At 60.8% G+C, this 18880-nt stretch carries 12 protein-coding genes and 1 pseudogene; 3 read left to right on the forward strand and 10 right to left on the reverse strand.

All coding sequences use genetic code 11. The features are described from left to right. Positions 1–7: 7 nt before the first annotated feature. Positions 8–1021, reverse strand: coding sequence for a dimethylarginine dimethylaminohydrolase family protein (locus AB4Z53_RS19415; protein WP_441597258.1), 1014 nt, complete (start codon positions 1019–1021; stop codon positions 8–10). Between the two features lie 154 nt (positions 1022–1175). Here AB4Z53_RS19415 and AB4Z53_RS19420 point away from each other — a divergent pair, with 154 nt between their 5' ends. Further along, positions 1176–2078, forward strand: a complete 903-nt coding sequence (locus tag AB4Z53_RS19420; protein ID WP_441597260.1) for a LysR substrate-binding domain-containing protein — start codon at positions 1176–1178, stop codon at positions 2076–2078. A gap of 312 nt (positions 2079–2390) precedes the next feature. Here the strand turns inward: AB4Z53_RS19420 and AB4Z53_RS19425 are convergent, their stop codons facing one another. From AB4Z53_RS19425 to AB4Z53_RS19435, 3 genes and pseudogenes are all read right to left on the reverse strand, one after another. After that, positions 2391–3317 (reverse strand): dihydrodipicolinate synthase family protein, encoded by a 927-nt coding sequence (locus AB4Z53_RS19425; protein WP_441597262.1) that lies wholly within the window; start codon positions 3315–3317, stop codon positions 2391–2393. A 210-nt stretch (positions 3318–3527) separates the two neighbouring features. Beyond that, positions 3528–5620 (reverse strand): annotated as a pseudogene (locus AB4Z53_RS19430) (carboxy terminal-processing peptidase). Between the two features lie 163 nt (positions 5621–5783). Further along, positions 5784–6665: a hypothetical protein gene (locus AB4Z53_RS19435; protein WP_441597263.1), complete on the reverse strand. Its 882-nt coding sequence runs from the start codon at positions 6663–6665 to the stop codon at positions 5784–5786. A gap of 412 nt (positions 6666–7077) precedes the next feature. On the opposite strand from AB4Z53_RS19435, the gene AB4Z53_RS19440 reads away from it, so the two are divergent. Beyond that, positions 7078–9210: an oxidoreductase gene (locus AB4Z53_RS19440; protein WP_441597265.1), complete on the forward strand. Its 2133-nt coding sequence runs from the start codon at positions 7078–7080 to the stop codon at positions 9208–9210. A gap of 282 nt (positions 9211–9492) precedes the next feature. Here AB4Z53_RS19440 and AB4Z53_RS19445 read toward each other — a convergent pair whose 3' ends face one another. From AB4Z53_RS19445 to AB4Z53_RS19470, 6 genes are all read right to left on the reverse strand, one after another. Then, positions 9493–10419 carry a nucleoside hydrolase gene (locus tag AB4Z53_RS19445; protein WP_441597267.1) on the reverse strand — a complete coding sequence of 309 codons (927 nt, stop codon included), beginning with the start codon at positions 10417–10419 and terminating at the stop codon, positions 9493–9495. Beyond that, entirely contained in the window at positions 10420–11394 is a 975-nt protein-coding gene (locus tag AB4Z53_RS19450) for an ABC transporter permease (RefSeq protein ID WP_441597269.1), read from the reverse strand. It abuts the gene before it with no gap. A gap of 3 nt (positions 11395–11397) precedes the next feature. Beyond that, complete coding sequence (locus tag AB4Z53_RS19455) at positions 11398–12447, reverse strand: ABC transporter permease (protein WP_441597324.1); 1050 nt, start codon at positions 12445–12447, stop codon at positions 11398–11400. Positions 12448–12501: 54 nt separating this feature from the next. Then, the gene (locus AB4Z53_RS19460) at positions 12502–14043 is read right to left on the reverse strand and encodes an ABC transporter ATP-binding protein (protein WP_441597271.1); all 1542 of its coding nucleotides are present in this window, start codon (positions 14041–14043) and stop codon (positions 12502–12504) included. A gap of 60 nt (positions 14044–14103) precedes the next feature. Then, positions 14104–15093 (reverse strand): BMP family lipoprotein, encoded by a 990-nt coding sequence (locus tag AB4Z53_RS19465; RefSeq protein WP_441597273.1) that lies wholly within the window; start codon positions 15091–15093, stop codon positions 14104–14106. A 322-nt stretch (positions 15094–15415) separates the two neighbouring features. Next, positions 15416–16411 carry a LacI family DNA-binding transcriptional regulator gene (locus AB4Z53_RS19470; RefSeq protein ID WP_113538154.1) on the reverse strand — a complete coding sequence of 332 codons (996 nt, stop codon included), beginning with the start codon at positions 16409–16411 and terminating at the stop codon, positions 15416–15418. Positions 16412–16858: 447 nt separating this feature from the next. Here AB4Z53_RS19470 and AB4Z53_RS19475 point away from each other — a divergent pair, with 447 nt between their 5' ends. Continuing rightward, complete coding sequence (locus AB4Z53_RS19475; RefSeq protein ID WP_441597274.1) at positions 16859–18238, forward strand: enoyl ACP reductase FabMG family protein; 1380 nt, start codon at positions 16859–16861, stop codon at positions 18236–18238. Positions 18239–18880 lie beyond the last annotated feature (642 nt).

Consider the following 18880-nt stretch of genomic DNA (forward strand, 5'->3'; position numbering starts at 1 on the left):
ACTCCGCTCAGTCGACGCTGTCGCGGATCAGTGGACTCGTCGAGCAGTGGATGCCACCACCGTTGAGTTGCACCTTGTCGTAGTCGATCTCGAGCACGGTGACGTTGTTGCGCTCGAGCGCCTCGCGCGTCCTGTCCGAAAGCCCGCGCGGCATGATTACCCGGCCGGGCGCGATCGCGAGGCCATTGACGATCCACGGATTGTCGTCCTCGTTCATTTCGATCGTACGAATGCCGAGCTGGCGCAGCTTTTCCAGGAAGACGAAGGAGAGGCCACGCGGCCAGATCAGCGCAAGATCGACGTCGATCATCAGGAAATGGCCGTCGATATGAATGTCGTAGCCGCAGAGGTCGACGACCAGAAGCTCGACGCCCTGATGGCGCAGAACCTCCGCGATCTGCGTGATCCCTTCGTCGTTGATGCGGATACCGCGACCGATCGCGGCGGTACGGCTGTTGAGCCAGGCAAAGCTGCCGCCCTCGGCCATGGCAGTTCCATGCAGGGTACGAAGCACCGGCATGCCGAGCTTTGCCAGCGTCCGCGTGACGGGAAGCTCCTCGCCATGGCGCATGCGGGGCGCCAACCGCGGGACGATCGCCCCGCCCTTGACGGCAATGCAGGAGTCGCGGGTATAGACAGACTTGAAGCGGCCACGATCGACGCCCTCGACATAGATCACCTCGACCCCTTCCGCGCGTAGCAGATCCGCAAGACCGTCATGCTGGGCCTGCAGTTCCTCAAGCGACGGGATGCTGTCGCTCTGCCAGTACCAACCCGCTTCGAGGTCGCCGTAGGTGCCGATCTCTTCAATGCGCTTGGCGCGGTCGATGACGGAGAATTCGTCGCCGGGACGGTGCATCAAGACGCTGCGCAGCGTTCCGACATCGTTGTCGCATCCCCAGTTGCGGCCCCAAAGGCGGGCAAGCCGCTCCGGTGCCTCGAAGGCCGGCTCGGGAACGGAGCCGAAATACTTGATCGTCGCGGAATAGAGATCCTTTTTCTTCGGCGGTGCGGCGTTCACGTGTGGTCCCCTTTATGCGAGCCGGTGGCGACAATCGGCCCGGCCTTGTTTCGATAAAGAAGATGCTAACGTATCGTTTTCCTCCCTCATAACGAATTGATTTCCGCCCATACTTGAGGTTTTCTCAATTAAGAATCCGGAACGGGAGAACCAGGTGACGAGATTGCCGCCGCTCAATGCCCTGCGCGCCTTCGAGGCGAGCGCCCGCAACAGGAGCCTGACGAAGGCAGCAAACGAATTGCATGTGACGCCCGGCGCGGTCAGCAAGCAGTTCCGGCAGCTGGAGGACCATTTCGGCTTCGCGCTGGCGACGAAATCACGCGACAGCTTCGTTCTGACGCCACAGGGACAGGAACTCTTCTCCAAGCTCACCCAGTCTTTTGAAGCGCTCAACGATGCGGTGCTCGGACTGCAGCGGAACCCGATCGCGGGTCGGCTCGCAGTGCGCTGCATGCCGGCCTTTGCAACCCGCTGGCTCGTGCCGCGGCTCGGCAAGTTCTACGAGCGCTACGAACGCGTCGAACTGCAGATCCTTTCGATGCCGGAATGGGGCGAACCTTTTCCAGACGGCCAAGCGGATCTCGCCATCATGTTCGGCGACCCGAGCGTCGCCAAAGGAGAAACGACGCGACTGAAGCAGATGGAGTTCTTTCCAGTCTGCAGCCCGATCCTTCTCAATCGTGACGGCGACATCAAGCGTACCAAGGACCTGACACGGCACGTCCTTCTCGATGGCGTCGGCTTAACGCACTGGAACGACTGGTTCAAGCATCACGGCCAGGAGATACCGCCTACAGTGCGACGCTTGAGCTTCGAGGATTTCAACCAGAATCTTGCTGCAGCGCGCTATGGGCTGGGCATTGCAATGGGCGACAACATCACTGCCGCCGAAGAGCTTGCCCAAGGCGCGCTCGTCCGCCCGCTCAAAGGCTTCATCAAATCCGCGGCCAAGGGCTACTACGTCATCACACAGAAAAACCGGGATCACTCTCCGCTTGCCAAGGTGTTCATCGATTGGGTGGTCAACGAAGCTCAGGCCACCGTCGAATTTACCTGAGATGTCGCGCCACGACCGCGCGAGGTCGGCGACCAAGCATCCGTGAGCAACCTAGCCGCTAGCGGCCGCAGGACGTTGCCTTTTTGCGTAGAGGGATCGCAGCAGCAACGATCATGCCGATACGCAAGAGCTTTTCGAGGGGATTTTCCTGGCCCTGCATCGTCAAACCTCGTTCTGCAAACGGTGTATTCGATAATCGCCAAAACCAATCGGCCTCAGACTGACGAAGCATGGGCGCGGATCAGACGGATGCACATCCGCACCCGTCCGCGACTTTTGATCGGCGACGGACGGGCCGGGAACTGGAGCTGACTAAAGGGCAGCGCGCTTGTCGCGTCTCGCGACACGGGCAAGGAGGTAATCCACTTCTGCCCGCGCTGCCGGAGTGAGCATCTGGGCTGGCTTGCGTTGCACGTCGGTGGCGATCACGCCACGACGCTTCAAAACGTGCTTGCGAATGGCAAGGCCGATCCCAAGCTGTTGCTCGTAACGGATCAAAGGCAGGTGCGCGTCAAAGAGATCGTGCGCTTCATCCCTCTTCCCGGCTGCAAACAGCCCCATCAGTTCGGTGAGCATGTCCGGAAAGCCATAGCCGGTCATGGCTCCGTCGGCACCTCGTTCGGGCTCAAAATCGAGGAACAGGCCGCCGTTGCCGCAGAGAATGGAGAATTCACGAAGTTCTCCCGCCTTCTGCATGGCGCGCAACTTCGATATCTTTTCAAGGCCGGGCCAGTCCTCGTGTTTCAGCATCAGGCAGGACGGATGGTCGGTGACGATCCTGGCGATGACACCGGGTGTCATGACGACCGTGAGGGTCAGCGGATAGTCCTGCAGCACCCACGGCACATCGTCGCCGACCGCTTCCACAGCGCCTGCAAAATAGTTGACGATCTGATCATCCGTGCGTAGCGCCGGTGGCGGAGCGATCATCACGCCGGCAGCACCCATCTCCATCGAGTCACGCGCCAGCGAGCGCATGCTGGCAAAACCCGGAGCGGAGACCCCGACGATCACCGGAATCTTGGACCGGGAGACCACCCGCTTGACGATGGCCCGGCTTTCCTCCGGTTCGAGCTTCGGAGCCTCGCCCATGATCCCGAGGATCGTGACGCCGGTGCAGCCGCTCTCCTCATAAAAGTCCGTCAGCTTGTCGATGGAGTTGAAGTCGATCGAACCGTCCTCAAGGAACGGAGTAGTTGCGATGGCGTAGACGCCCCTGGATTGCGTGCTGAACGTCATTTCTGGCTGTCCCTCCAGGCCTCAATACCGGGCCTTCGTTTCCGTGGATGCGCGATACCGAAGGAGTCTTGGCGAGCGGCATGAAGGTATGATGCAATGGCATTGCTGCACCGCCTTCCGTCGCGGGTCTGACCTTTGTCGGAAGGCAGGAGCCGCTCACCGTACTAATCGCGGCCCGCGACGAAACGCCAGACGAAGCTGTTTTGACCGCTATTTTGCAGCCGCCTCTAGCACGCCTTCCTGCAAACCGCCTCATCGGCAAGAATGGCGGCGGCCTCGTTCAGCAAGACGTCTTTTGCGTTCTTGCGGGCGTTCTCGATGGCAATGTCCGCACTCAGGCTACGCTCGTTTGCATTGAGACCGTCATCACTGTCAGCATCGTCTCCATCACCCGCCTGTGCACGAGCCTTCCGTCGATTTTCTCGGGCGGTCAATTCCTTGCGACGTTCGGCTTCATTGAGCGAGACCTCCCCTTTCTCGCGCTGTGCCTTCACCTCCGCAATGTCTTTCAGCAGGCGTTGGAAGTCGGGATCGCTCTCAACCCGCGCGTCATGGCGGCTTTGCAGTTTCGGCAGCAACGTCGAAACGGCGTCGGCGTGGGCATACTTCGCGGGCTTGATCTGCGCCCAAGGCAGGGCATTGTCAAAGCTGGTCTCACCAAAGCTTGTCGGGTCAGAAAGTCCCGGCAGGCTGATATCGGGCGTCACGCCACGCAGCTGCGTCGTACCGCCATCGACCCGGAAAAACTGGGCAATGGTCACTTTCAGTTCACCGAATTCAGGTTTGCTGTTGCGAACCACCTCGTCGAGATTGACGACGGTTTGTACGGTGCCCTTGCCGAAGCTGGGTTCGCCGATGATCACGCCTCGGCCGTAATCCTGGATTGCCGCTGCAAAGATTTCCGAAGCCGACGCCGAGCCGCGATTGATCAGCACACCCACCGGACCCTTCCAGACAGGCGCTGGAAAATCAGCGCTTCTGACTTCGACCTTACCGTCGCTATCGCGCTGCTGGACGACAGGACCTTTGCCGATGAACAGGCCGGTCAAATCAATCGCCTCGTCCAGTGAACCGCCGCCGTTGTTGCGCACATCGATGAGAACGCTTTCGACTTTTTCCCGCTTGAGCTCGTCGAGAAGCTTGCGGACATCGCGGCTCGCGCTTCTAAAATCCTTGTCGCCTTTGCGCCGGGCTTCAAAATCCTCGTAGAAGGCCGGCAGCGTAATCACACCGATCTTGCGCGTGGCGCCGCCCACTTTCACGTTGAGAACAGTCTTCTGGGCGGCCTGCTTTTCAAGGCTGATTTTGTCTCGCACCAGGGTGACGACGCGGTGGGTGGCATCTGCTCCGGCATCTGCGGGCAAAATGTCCAGGCGCACGACAGAGCCCTTTTTCCCGCGTATCAGCTGCACGACTTCATCGAGCCGCGTGCCGACCACTTCCTTGATCGCTCCATCCTTGCCCTGACCAACACCTGTAATGCGGTCTCCGACCGAGAGCTTGCCCGACAGCTGCGCCGGCCCGCCGGGTACGAGTTCACGGATCGTCGTGTAGTCGTCGCGTTCCTGCAGCACAGCACCGATCCCGACCAGCGAAAGCTTCATGGCGATGTTGAAATCTGCCGAAGCAGCCGCGCCGAAGTAGTCCGTGTGCGGATCGACAGACGTGGTGTAGGCATTCATGAACGACTGGAAAACGTCATCGCTCTTGTATTTGTAGGCGCGATCGAGCGCGTTCGTGTAGCGCTTGGCGAGCGTTTCGCGAATGGCCGCGTCGGTCTTGCCGCCCAGCTTCAACCGCAGCCAGTCGCTCTTTACGCGTTTGCGCCAGAGGTCATTGCTTTCGGCTTCGGATTGCGGCCACGGTGCGTTCTCACGCAGCACAGAATAGCTTTCCTGCGTGCGGAATTCGAAGTCCTGCTTGAGCAAGTCGCGCGCGTAGCTCATGCGGTCGACAACGCGTGTCCCGTAGACGTTGAAAATCTCAAACGGGATCGTCAAATCCTTCTGCCGGATGGCGTCGTCGATCTCGCTGCGTTCGGACATGAACTTGTCGATATCGGCCTGCAGGAAGAGCACACGATCCGGATCCAGCGACTTGATGAACCGATCCATGATCTTGGCCGACAAGGCATCGTCGAGCGCGACCGGCTTATAGCTGAAGCGCGTCAGAAACTGTGCACTCAACTGCGCAGCTTGTGCCTGCTGCTTCAGCGGTTCCAGGACTGGCGGTGGAGCGACTTCAGCATATGCGGACTGCACGATTGCAAGAAATGCACCAAGGAAGACGTATGATATGCGCATTCAGCTTTGATCCATTTCCTATTGCCGAGTGTCGATGCCAATCTAGGTGAAGCAATTACGGTTTTTTGGCAACCGCGTCGATCATGCGTGCCAAATGGTACGCCTCTTTGGCTCCAGAGCGGATGGCGTAACCCTGTGGGAGGCGAAGGACCAGCGAACGCCACTATCGGCAGTCGTCCCCCTTACCTTGCGCGACCAGTTCACCTTTGCGAAGCCTCAAGCAATCGATCGTGCTGCCTGCATTCAGAATGTGGACACGATATGGCGTCGACATGATACTGATCATCATTCCTCCAATGGGCCGATTACACAGGTGCGCCGAACCGGTCCACATGCAGTTCATCTCTTCGGCACTTTCGAAAATGGTGTAGCCATTGGCCTGAAGCGCGCGCTGAACGTTTTGCCGCACGTTTAGTGAAACAGAGTTTTCCGTCGGTCCGTTCGTGCCGCTCCCTTCGTCTGCGGAAGCCCTTGCCTCCGCCTGCTCCCGTTGCTGCTCCTTGAGAATTGCAATCTCTGCCTTTGCCCGCTCTGCCGCAGCTTCTGCCGCCACCGCTCGCCGCTCTGCCTGCTCTGCCCTAGCGGCTTCGCTTTCAGCACGGGCAACCGCCTCTCGCTGCGCGTTCGCTGCGGCCTCAAGTTCGTTGGCGCGGCTTGTCTCAATTCCATTGAATATCGTCTCGGCCGCGCTCGTTTGCACTAAGCACTCTTCGACAAGCGCCGACACTCGGGACCGAGCCTGCATCGGATTGTCCAAGAGATCTGCCGCAAAGTCGCGCTTCGCCGCCTGGGGATCATCCCCCACAGGTTCCGTCGGGCCACCCCTGTTGCGCATGAATTCGAGCGCACCACTCACAACTTCCTGTGCGTGGGCAAATCCAACGACATAGCTCTCGTAGCTGCTGGCTGCTTCCAGCCGGGCAGCGCAAGATTCAAGCTTGGCGACGATCTCCGCCTCTGCCGTTGAAGCCGATACCGTTTTGGGAAGGAGAAAGGCAGCCACGGCAAGTATTGCGACGCAGACGCGAGTACCACTGGTCGTCAATTCAGGTCACCCTTGTGGTTCCACACCGATATCGGAAAACCATAGTGTGTGAGGATAAGGATCTACAATCAAAATCGGAGCCTGGAGCCAAACACAAACGCGTGGATGCGGACGACCTGCTTCTGGCGCCCCAACCTGCATCCTGTTTCCGTCATCGCCCATCCGCACCTCACTTCCAGATTATATCGAGATCGGAGAGGACTGGGCCTCAGCCCAGTCATGGCGCGGCGGACCCTGGGGTATCGTGCGGGATCATGACGAAGCAAAATGACATCAAAACAATTTGCCATGCAGCAATTTATACAATTGTATAGCAATGGCCTTGCGAGGCGAACGCGCCCGGCTATGCTGGGCGCATCAAGCCCGGGCGGCCCGTGCCGCCTCAAACAGAATTCTATTCATGGTAGTGACGATGTCCCGAGACCCTCGCTTCGACATTCTCTTCGAACCCGTCAAGATCGGCCCTGTAACGGCGCGCAACCGCTTTTACCAGGTGCCGCACTGTTCCGGCATGGGCTACCGCTATCCGAACGCAGAGGCCCATCTGCGCGGCATGAAGGCGGAGGGTGGCTGGGCGGTGGTCTCGACCCAGGAGGCGGAAATCCATCCGACCTCGGACCTGACACCGGCCAACGAAGCGCGCCTTTGGGACGAGGGCGATCTGCCCGCACTCTCCGCCGTCACCGAGCGCATCCATCACCACGGGAGCCTGGCGGCCATCCAGCTCGTGCATAATGGCCTGCATGTCGCCAACCGCTTCAGCCGGATGATCCCGCTTGCCCCATCGCACGCCATCAGCGACAGCCTCGACCCTGTCCAGGCGCGTGCCATGGACAAGACGGATATCGCCGACATGCGCCGCTGGTATCGCAACGCCGCCTTGCGCGCCAAGAAAGCCGGTTTCGACATTATCTATGTCTATGCCGGCCACGACATGAGCGTGCTGCAGCACTTCCTGTCACGCCGCCACAATGACCGCAGCGACGAGTATGGCGGCTCCTTCGAAAATCGACTGCGGCTTTTCCGGGAAATCATGGAGGACACCCGCGAGGCGATCGGCGATACCTGCGCGCTTGCCGTGCGCCTCGCAGTCGACGAGTTGATGGGGCCTTCCGGCATTACCAGCGAAGGAGAAGGCAAGGACATCATCTCGGCCCTCGCCGAATTGCCCGACCTCTGGGACGTCAACCTTTCCGACTGGTCCAACGACAGCCAGACGGCCCGCTTCTCCGAGGAAGGCTATCAGGAGCCCTATATCCGCTTCGTCAAATCCGTCACGACAAAGCCCGTGGTCGGCGTCGGGCGCTATACCTCGCCGGACAGCATGGTGCGGGCAATCCGCCAGGGTATTCTCGACTTCATCGGTGCCGCCCGGCCTTCGATCGCCGATCCGTACCTGCCGAAGAAAATCGAGGAAGGTCGCGTCGACGACATCCGCGAATGTATCGGCTGCAACATTTGCACGTCCGGCGACAATACCAACGTGCCGATGCGCTGCACGCAGAACCCGACCATCGGCGAGGAGTGGCGCAAGGGCTGGCACCCGGAAATTATTGCGTCGTCGCCGGCGCTCGAGCCGGCACTCATCATCGGCGGCGGCCCGGCGGGCCTGGAAGCAGCGCGTGCTCTTGCCCAGCGCGGCGTCGACGTCGTGCTCGCGGAAGCCGGTGGTGAATGGGGCGGTCGGGTCGCGCGCGAATGCCGATTGCCCGGGCTTGCGACCTGGGGCCGGGTGCGCGATTGGCGCGTCGGCCAGCTGAGCACGCAGGTGAATGTCCAACTCTATCTGCACAGCCCGCTGAGCGCCGACGACGTTCTGCAATACGGCATTTCTCATGTCGCCATCGCCACCGGCGCGCGCTGGCGATGCGACGGCGTCGGCCGCACGCACCGACAGCCCCTCGACTTCCTCTCCGAGGGCGCCCTTGTTTCGCCCGACGCCCTTCTTGCCAACGGCGCCGCGGCCGTTTCCGTTGACGGACCGGTCGTCGTCTTCGATGACGATTGTTTCTATATCGGCAGCGTGCTCGCCGAGTTGCTGGCCAGGACCGGCAGGGCCGTGACCTTCGTGACGCCTGAGTCCCAGGTTTCACCGTGGAGCAAGAACACGCTGGAACAGGGGCGGGTACAAAGGCGGCTCATCGAGCTCGGCGTCGAGATCATCCCCGCGATGGCGCTTGCGGGCCGCACGAAGGACCGGCTCGAACTCTCATGCGTCTACAGCGGAAAGACGCGGCAAATCGCCTGCGGCACACTCGTCCCGGTCTCGGCGCGGCTACCCGATGAAATACTCTGGCTTGATCTCAAGGCGCGGGAAGCGGAATGGGCTGATGCCGGCATCAAGACCGTTACCCGCCTGGGCGACAGTCTGGCGCCCGGCCTGATCGCTGCCGCCGTCTATTCGGGCCACCAATATGCCCGAACCTATCAGGAGCAAGGCGATCGGGACCGCGCCCCCTTCCTGCGCGAAGACATCGCAATGCTTTACGGCACGTCGGCGCGATTGGAACCGGCTTCAGTCCGGCAAGAAGAGGCCGCCGTCTGAACGCGAAGCCAGGGAGGTGCGCCGACAACGGGTGCCAGAGCGCGGCGCGCCCGATCGTACGTGTGCGGTGCATTTGCGCTTGAGAAGGCTTGCTGTGTGCAGCTGAGCCCTGTGAGGAACGCAGCACCTTGGAGCGCGCTCCTGCCCGGCCGCGTCGGCGACCGGGCGATATCGTTCTTTGGCGGCCAGCGGTCGACCTTGAGATCGACGCCACCGGCGACCCATGGCGGGTATTGCCGAAGCCGGGCGACCACAAGCGAACTCATCATCGCCCGTGCAAAGCTAGGCAGCTTGCAGTTCCACCCGTGCATAACGCTCTTCGAGGAGGGCAAACAGCCGGTCGTGATCAACCTCCGTCATGACCAGGCAGTTCGGTGCGCGACCGGCGAGTTCCCGCTTGGTGACGCTGACGACACTCTGTCCGATTGCCAGGGGAGAGCTGCAGTCCACCTCGACGAAACCTTCGACGCCAGAGAAGATCTCAGGCTCTATAAGGTAGGCGATAACGCAGGGATCGTGCAGGCAAGGATCGCCCGCGCCGTAGGCGTTCAGCATGTCGGCGATTGTGCCGCTGATCTTCCCCAAACGCTTCAGCCGTTCCGTCCGTTCCTTCGTGATAATCGCCTTGTGGGTGACGTCGAGACCGAACATCACCATGGGAATGCCGGACGCGACAACCGCCTGCGCAGCGTGCGGGTCAAAGTAGAAGTTGAATTCCGCCCGTTCCTTTATGTTGCCCGGGCAGAAGGCCGCGCCGCCCATGAAGACAATGCGCCTGATCAGCGGCGCAATGCCCGGATCGATCGAAAGAGCCACAGCGATGTTGGTCATGGGGCCGAGCACCGCAAGCGTCACCTCGCCAGGCGCGGACCGCACCTGATCGATGATGAACTGGACGGCGCTGCGGTCCGCCGGCGCTGACGTGGGCTTTGGCAGGCCGATGTCCCCCAACCCGTCATTGCCGTGCACGGTGACGCCAGCGCGGTCGGGATAGAGCAGCGGCCGGCCGCAGCCCTGGAAAACGCGGATATCCGTCCGGCTGGCCAACTCGCAGATCAGCCGGGCATTGGCCTCCGTCTTCTCCAGGGGGATATTGCCGGCGACCGCAGTGATGCCGAGTATCTCGACTTCGCTCGACCCGAAAGCGAGCATGATAGCTGCGGCATCGTCAACGCCAGGATCGCAATCAATGATAATACGTTCAGTCATTCAACGCTCTTTCGTGTAAGGTATGCCGCCCGCTTTGGGGGGGATGGCGCGGCCCATGAAGCCGGCCAGCAGAACCACTGTGAGGACATAGGGGAGAGACTGTACGATCTGCGTCGAGAGCGCCGACCCCAGTCCGAAATCGAACGCCTGAAAGCGAATCGAAAGGGCTTCCAGGAAGCCGAAAAGAAGGCAGGCAAACAGGACGGGCACCGGGCGCCATTTGGCGAAGATCAGCGCCGCCAGCGCCATGTAGCCCTTGCCCGCGGACATTTCCCGGACGAAGCCTGCCGACTGGGCGATGGACAGATAGGCCCCGGCAATGCCGCACAGGATCGCGCCACAGAGCAACGCCCGATAACGAAGCCAATCCACGGATATGCCGGCGGTATCAACCGCAGCGGGATTTTCACCCACGGCGCGCAGGCGCAGGCCGAACCGCGTCTGGTGGAACACCCACCATGTGACCGGCACTGCCGCGAAGGCGACATAGACGAGGATATTGTAGCCGGAAATCAGGTCGGCATAGATCGGACCGATGACAGGAACCGAGCGCATCTCCTCGGCGAAGGGAAGCACCACCGTCGGGAAGCGCGCCTCGGGCTGAAGCTGTGGAGTCCTGCCGCCGAGCGCGAACCAGCCGACCGCCAGGAGAACCGTCAGGCCCGATGAAATGAAGTTGATCGCCACCCCGGAGATGATCTGGTTTCCCTGGTGCGTCACGGAGGCAAAGCCGTGAATGAGGCTCAGGAGAACGGCAACGAGGATCGCGAAGAACAACCCGACCCAGGCTGAATCGAACTGATAGGCGGCGGCAGCAGCAGCAAAGGCGGCAAACAGCATCTTGCCTTCAAGGCCGATGTCCCACACCCCAGAACGTTCGGAGTAGAGGCCTGCCAGTCCGCACAGGATCAACGGTACCGACAGGCGGAGCGTCGAACTGAGCAGAAGAATGGTCGTGGACATGAACTCTTGCATTGCTCAGGCCTCCGGTTTCGAGAAGCGCAGGAGATCGGCCAGCGAATAGACCGACTTCCGGAACATCAGGCTCAGCGCGCCGGCAAAGAGAATGACCAGTCCCTGGATGAGCATGATCAGCTCCCTCGTGACGTTCGGCATCCAGAAGGAGATTTCCGCACCGCCCTGATAGAGGACCCCGAAGAGGACCGACGCGATGGCGATCCCGACCGGATGGCCGCGCCCCATGAGGGCGACGGCAACCCCGACCAGGCCGATGCCGGCCGGGAAATCAAGCTGCAGCTTGCCCAGGTCGCCCATCAGGATGTTGATGCCAGCAAGCCCCGCGAGGGCGCCCGATATCAGCATGCAGACGATGGTGATCTTGACGTAACTGATGCCGGCGTTCCGGGCCGCGGCCGGATTGGCACCCGTCGCCCTGATTTCGAAACCGAGCTTCGTCTTCCAGATCAGGACCCAGACGAAGACCGCGGCCGCGATGGCAATGAACAGGCTGACATTGAGCGGTGCGGTGCCGATGTTGACCGGCAGGATTTCCCCGAGCTTCGGCACGAGACCGCCGCTGTCGAAGAGGCGCGTCTGCGGCGCCATGCTGCCCGGTTCCTTGATCAGATTGACCAGCACGTAGATCATGATCGACGAAGCGATGAAATTGAACATGATCGTCGTGATGACGAGGTGGCTGCCGCGCTTGGCCTGGAGATAGGCCGGGATGAAGGCCCATGTCGCGCCAAACAGCATTCCCGCCGCCGCCGCCGGAACGAGCGTCACGTACCATGGGACGATGCGGTCAAGCGACAGGCAGACGAGCGCGATACCGAGACCACCGAGATAGGCCTGTCCCTCGGCTCCGATCGTGAAGAGGCCGGCATGGGACGCCACCGCAACCGCAAGCCCCGTGAACAGGAAGCTGGTGGCGAAGTAGAGCGTGAAGCCGATCCCCTCACCCGATCCCAGCGATCCGCTGATCAGATAGCCCACCGCTTCCAACGGGTTCTGACCGACGAAGAGCACCACAAGTCCTGAAATCAGGAGCGCAACGGCGACATTCATGAGTGGCAGGACCGCGAAATCGACGATCCGCCTTACATTGAGAAAGCTGGCCACTTAGCCTCTCCCTTGATCTTCTTGCGTAATGCCAGCCATGAGCAGGCCCAGTTCGCGCTCCGAGGCGTCCGGACTTGCCTCCCCGACGATCGCGCCATCGAACATGACGAGAATGCGGTCGGAGAGCGCCCTGATCTCGTCAAGCTCCACCGACACGAGAAGGATCGCCTTGTTCTCGTCGCGCAGTTCGATCAGCCTTCGATGGATGAATTCGATGGCGCCGATATCGACCCCACGCGTCGGCTGGCCGACCAGCAGCATTGCGGGGTCGTGCTCGATCTCGCGCGCCAGCACGATCTTCTGCTGGTTCCCGCCCGAAAAAAGCGATGTGCGAAGATCGGGATTGGGCGGGCGGATGTCGTAGTCGGAAATGTAATCCTGCGCATTTTGCTGGAGCTGCGACCGCTTCAGCATCGGGCTCGTTCCGAATTCCGGACGCCGGTGATAGCCGAGGCTCGCGTTTTCGCGCAGCGGGAACGACAGGATAAGGCCGATTGCGTGCCTGTCCTCGGGCACATGGGCAACCCCTGCCGCCCGGCGTTTGAATGGGTCTGACGCAATCTCCGCACCGTTGAGGAGAACCGTGCCCGATTCCGGCACGCAGTTTCCCGCCAGCGCTTCGAGAAGCTCTGTCTGGCCGTTGCCGGCCACGCCGGCGATCCCGACGATTTCCCCCGCGCGAACCGAAAGGGAAACGTCCCTGACCATGCGCACGCCGCGCTGGTCGCGGACGTTCAAGCTCCTCACGTCGAAGACGACCTCCCCTGGCGTCGCTGGCGACTTGTCGACGCGCAGAAGCACCCGTCGGCCGACCATGAGCTCGGCAAGGCTCTCCTTCGTCATAGACGACGTCGGGGCGGTGGCGATCAGCTCTCCGCGCCGCATGACCGACACCGTATCCGTCGCATCCATGATTTCGCGCAGCTTGTGCGTGATGAGGATGACGCTCTTTCCTTCGTCGCGAAGGCGACGGAGAATGCGGAACAGGTGGTCGGCCTCGCTCGGCGTCAGAACGCCCGTCGGCTCGTCGAGGATGAGGATCCGCGCTTGGCGATAAAGCGCCTTGAGAATTTCCACGCGCTGCTGGACGCCGACCGGCAGGTCTTCCGTGATCGCTTCCAGATCGACCTGCAGCTCGTATTCCCTGGCAAGGCKCTGCAGTTCGAGACGCGCCTTGCGCCTGCTGGAGGGCAAGAACGCGCCGTCTTCTGCACCGAGAATGATGTTCTCCAGGACAGTGAAGTTCTCGACCAGCTTGAAATGCTGGTGGACCATGCCGATGCCGTGGGCGATCGCCGCCCGGCTGTCTGCGATCCCAACCTCTTTGCCGTCGATGCGTATCGCGCCGGAATCGGCCTGATAGAAACCATAGAGAATGGACATCAGGGTCGACTTTCCGGCACCGTTCTCGCCCACGATGCCGTGAATGCTGCCGGCCTTGACCGCGAGATTCACGTCCTTGTTCGCAACCACCGAGCCAAAGCTCTTGTTGATGCCGGCAAGCTCCAGCACGTTTTTCGGGGAGCTGTTTTCCGCTTTCATGAGCCTCCTCCAGGCAAGGCTTGGACTGGGCGAGCGCTCACGCACTCGCCCCACCGTCACTTAGAGAGGGCACTTGTCGTCGGACATGTAGTCGTGGACCTTGAGGGTGCCTGCGGCGATGTCTTCCTTCGCCTTCGCGGCGGCCGCCTCGACCTCCGGGCTGATCAGTTTGCGATTGTTCTCATCGAGCGCCCAGTCGACGCCGTTTTCGGCCAGGCCCAGCGACTGGACGCCGCCGGTGAAATGGCCTTCCTTGGCATCCTTGAGCGCATTGTAGACGGCGACGTCGACGCGCTTGACCATGGAAGTCAGCATCACGCCCGGATGCATGTAGTTCTGGTTGGAATCGACGCCGATCGCGAACTTCCCGGTATCGGCGACTTTCTGCAGAACGCCGATGCCCGTGCCGCCGGCTGCGGCGAAGATCACGTCCGCTCCCTGCCCCATCTGGGATGCGGCAATCTCACCGCCCTTGACCGGATCGTTGAATGCGGAATTCGTCGTGCCCGTCATGTTGCGGATGATGTTCGTAGCACCGCCAGCTGCCGCGCCCTGCGCATAACCGCAGCCGAACTTGCGGATGATCGGGATATCCATGCCGCCGATGAAGCCGACGGCCTTGCTCTTCGAGGTGAGCGCGGCGATCAGACCAACCACGTAGGAGCCTTGCTCTTCCTTGAAGGTGACAGACCGTACGTTGGGAAGATCGACCACGTCATCGAGCATCACGAAGTCGATGGCGGGAAATTCCTTGGCAACCTTGGCCAGCTGATCCTTGTAGCCGAAATTGGTGACGATGACGGGGCTAAATCCGCGGCTTGCGAAGTTGCGGATGCCCTGCTCGGCCTGCGAGTCAGCCTGCGCCTCGAAATCGCGATAGCCGGATCCGGTATCCGCCTTGAACTTCTCCGCGCCAGTATAGGCCATCTCGTTGAACGACTTGTCAAACTTGCCGCTCGTTCCATAGACGATCGCCGGATTGAAGTCGGCCGCTGCCGCACCGGCACTCATCGCCGCCAAAGCAACCGTCGCCATAAATAGTTTCCGCATTGTCATTCCCCTCCCTGGGTGCCGGAACACGCGGCGCCGGCCAATTGATCTTTAATGTCTATACAAATGACGACATGACGTTCCGCTGTCAATCGGAATTCCGTCGATTTCGCGTTAGTTAAACGTGTACCTAAGCGCAGGTAAACGTGTACCTTGGCGAAAACTGCCACGTCAAGCCTCATCACAGAGGTCGCTAAAAAACGTTGTCTCAGACAAAAAGAGGCCGCGCGATTTCACGCTCGCGAGAACCGCCAGGAGATCGGTAGAGCGGCTTGGCGTGAGACAAAACGCGCACGATGGCAGCGTCGCCATCGCATTCCAGTTAGGTCGTCGTGCGGCTGACAACCGTCGGCATGATCGTGATGGCAGTGCCCCTGCGATCCGCGTCCTCGAGGAAATCGATCAGGGCATTCGTCGCCACGCGTCCCGAATGGGCAATGCGCCGATCCACAGTGGAAAGTGGATGCTCCAGCAGAGGGGAGAGGTAGATATTATCGAAGCCGATCACGGCACAGTCTTCCGGCACACGCCGGCCGCGCTCCCGCAAGGCCACCATCGCGCCGATCGCCAGCATGTCATTCATGCAGCAGATTGCCGAAAAATCCGTGCGGTCGAGGAGGTCCAGTGTCGCCTCATGACCGAACCGGTGCTGGAATTCCTTGCACCGTATCAGTTCCGGATCGAAGGGAATGCCCGCTTCGGTCAGTGCATCCGTGTAGCCCGAAAGACGGATCTGGGTATTCGACCGATGCGGTGCGCCGCTCAGAAAGGCGATACGGGTGTGTCCCTTGCCGATCAAATGGCGCGTCGCCTGGTAGGCGCCGCTTCGGTAGTCCGTATCGACGGTCGCGACGAGTTGCGCCACCGCGCCGATCTCCCGATCCATACAGACGATGGGGATTCGCAGGGCATCGAGAAGCTCCGTGTCGGGAACGACGTCACTCGCCGCCAGCAATATGCCATCCACGCGGTGCCCCCCGAAGGAGGTCAGGTGCGCCGTCTCGATCTCCGGTATCCCCTCTGAATTGCAGACGAGCGTCGTATAACCGCGCAGCCGGGCCGCATCGTCGCACGCCCTTACGAGTTCGGTGAAATAGGGATTGAGGATATCGGGAACGATGATGCCGATGACATGAGATTTTCTCGTGACAAGCGAACGCGCCAGCGAATTCGGCGTGTAATTCAACTCACGGGCAAGCGACAGAACCTTCTGGCGCGTCTCATCCCCGATCACCGAATCCTTCCGGTTCAGGACCTTCGACACCGTCGCAGTCGAGACCCCGGCTCTTCTAGCAATATCCTTGATCGTGGCTGCCACGCGTTCTCACCGCTGAATGCCCATTGCTGTCGTCGGCACATCTAATCGTCCCCGTCTAGCGTGCAATCGGCTCGAATGTCTACACGTCTGTCAGACCCCGGGGGTGTTCCGTGGCCAGAGGGAGCCCCCACGCAGCAGCCACGATCACCGAGACGATCCTGAGAGGCCCCTTTCGGCAAGCCTGGACCGATTCGGCATCGGGAAACGCAACGCCATTGGTCACCAGATCGGCTCCTCCGAGCGATTTCGGCATCGGCACGCCCATCTCAACCGTCCGGCAAACGCTCCTTTGTCCCCGCCAGTTAACGGGAAATTCCTGCGGGTCTTCACGTTTTGAAATGAACGGTCACGTAATATGACTTCCTATTCTGGGCCAGTGTGGTCATGTGACGATCAAAATTCGTCTGAGTCATCGCTCGACGACTAACGGACCAAAGAGCTGACAGTATGGAAAACCCGATCGCATTGAACCGACTTGCCGAGAACAGCGTCTTTCGCAAAGGAGATGTTTTCGTCCTCTTCGGCGAATTGTTCGGTCGCGGATACGCGACTGGCCTGCTTGACGAAGCCCGCCGGGCTGGCATGGAAATCGTGGGGATCACGGTCGGACGGCGCGACGAGAACAACGCGCTGCGGCCGCTGGACGCCGAGGAACTCGCCGCCGCCGAAGAGCGACTGGGCGGCAAGATCATCAATATCCCTGTGATGGCCGGCTTCGATCTCGACGCTCCGGCCGGCGGCCCAACGCCGACCGACCTGCTCGCGGACATGACGCTGGAGAGCTGGCAGGACGACAAGCTCGACTGGGACTACATCAAGCAGTGCCGGGACATCGCCACCCAGCGGTTCACGAATTCGCTCAAGCAGGTCATGGCCGTTCTCGATGGAATGATCGCCGCCGGCCGCAACGTCTTTTTCGCGCATACGATGGCCGGAGGCATCCCGAAGGCAAAGGTCTTCCTGGTCATTGCCAACCGGATCTACAAGGGTCGTGGTGCCCGCCACATGTCCTCGCAGGCCCTGCTCGACAGCGATATGGGCAAGCTCATCCTGCAGAATTTCGACGAAGTCTCCGCGATCACCTTCCGGCATCTCATCGAATCCAGCGCAGCGATCCGGGAACGCGTAGAGGCATCGGGCGGCCAGGTCCGCTATACGGCCTACGGGTACCATGGAACGGCCGTGCTGATCGACGGAAGCTACCGCTGGCAGACCTATACGAACTACACGCAAGGTTATGCCAAGATGCGGCTCGAAGGCTTCGCGCAGGACGCCTGGGCAGCGGGCATCAAGGCAACCGTCTACAACTGCCCCGAAATCCGGACCAATTCCTCCGACGTTTTCACAGGTATCGAACTTCCCCTGATACCGCTGCTGCTTGCCTTGAAGAAGGAGAACGGCGGCCAATGGGCAGAGCACCAGTGGCAGGCCTGCGAACAGCTTCTGGCAGACGGTTTCACGATGAAGGACGTGTTCCAGAAGATCACCGACATGCAGGCTAACGAGGTCATGCGTCCGTTCTACGACTTCTCCGCGTGGCCGATGGCAAACAGCCAGGCACAGTCCGATCTGACGATCGGCACGTCCAACGAAATCACGCAGATGCATCGCGACGGCAAGGTTATGATCAGCGATCTCCTCAGTGCGCTCGTCGTAGAAGCCACGGGGCAGCTCATTTTCGGCGAGTCTTCGGAACCTTCCGGCCCCACCCAGTGGCTCAACCACGACATCGTGGCGCGCCGCCTCAATGCTTCCCACCTACAGTGGAAGCCTTCTGCGCCGTCGATCGCGGAAGGCTCGAAAGACTCTCAGCTCGAAGTGGCCTGAGAACTTCCCAGCCTGGCGCGCAAGCCAGCAACTCCCGGACCTGCAATGGCCCGGGAGTATTGTGCCAATATCAGCACATGTGTCTCTATTCCCGGGAAGGGCATGATCATCTCGGTCTGGTTCTCCCAGGCAGATAGATTTCGCTGAATTCCGGAGCATGAATTCTGCAAGCAATTCCGACGGACATTACATGGTCCGCACTCGGCAGAGGCATGATCCCTCGGTATTAGTTCGGAATGACTATAGGCCCGCTTCCTCCATCCGATGTAGATTAAGCATCTACTAAAACAACGGAGGATCGCAGCATGTCGAAGACTACCCTGTGCGTCCTGACGGTGCTGACCTTCTCCACATGCGCGATCGCCCATGCGGAAGCGAACACCGCACGGATTGCGGGCCACAAATTCCGAACCTCCGAAAATTGTGTACGCCAGGCGCCTGTCGGCGAGTTTGATCGAAGATGCGACATTCCGGCTGCCGGATGGCGTGGCGCCGAAGGCATCTGGTTCCCAAATGTTTCCCAAGGCGCCGGGTAAGCGAACCCCAAATAACACCGTTATCACCGACGCTTTCGGGGTTGCCGACCCAATGGCCCGCGATTGCTGCTTGGTCGATCGGGGCGCCAAAGGTCCCACTTGTGGG

The organism is Ensifer sp. 2TAB8 (assembly GCF_052115125.1).
Lineage (GTDB): Bacteria > Pseudomonadota > Alphaproteobacteria > Rhizobiales > Rhizobiaceae > Ensifer.

Coding starts and splice junctions, on each gene's coding strand:
- AB4Z53_RS19465 (WP_441597273.1), bottom strand. CDS start 15,093: ATGCGGAAACTATTTATGGCGACGGTTGCTTTGGCGGCGATGAGTGCC.
- AB4Z53_RS19445 (WP_441597267.1), bottom strand. CDS start 10,419: ATGACTGAACGTATTATCATTGATTGCGATCCTGGCGTTGACGATGCC.
- AB4Z53_RS19440 (WP_441597265.1), top strand. CDS start 7,078: ATGTCCCGAGACCCTCGCTTCGACATTCTCTTCGAACCCGTCAAGATC.
- AB4Z53_RS19455 (WP_441597324.1), bottom strand. CDS start 12,447: ATGAATGTCGCCGTTGCGCTCCTGATTTCAGGACTTGTGGTGCTCTTC.
- AB4Z53_RS19450 (WP_441597269.1), bottom strand. CDS start 11,394: ATGCAAGAGTTCATGTCCACGACCATTCTTCTGCTCAGTTCGACGCTC.
- AB4Z53_RS19475 (WP_441597274.1), top strand. CDS start 16,859: ATGGAAAACCCGATCGCATTGAACCGACTTGCCGAGAACAGCGTCTTT.
- AB4Z53_RS19425 (WP_441597262.1), bottom strand. CDS start 3,317: ATGACGTTCAGCACGCAATCCAGGGGCGTCTACGCCATCGCAACTACT.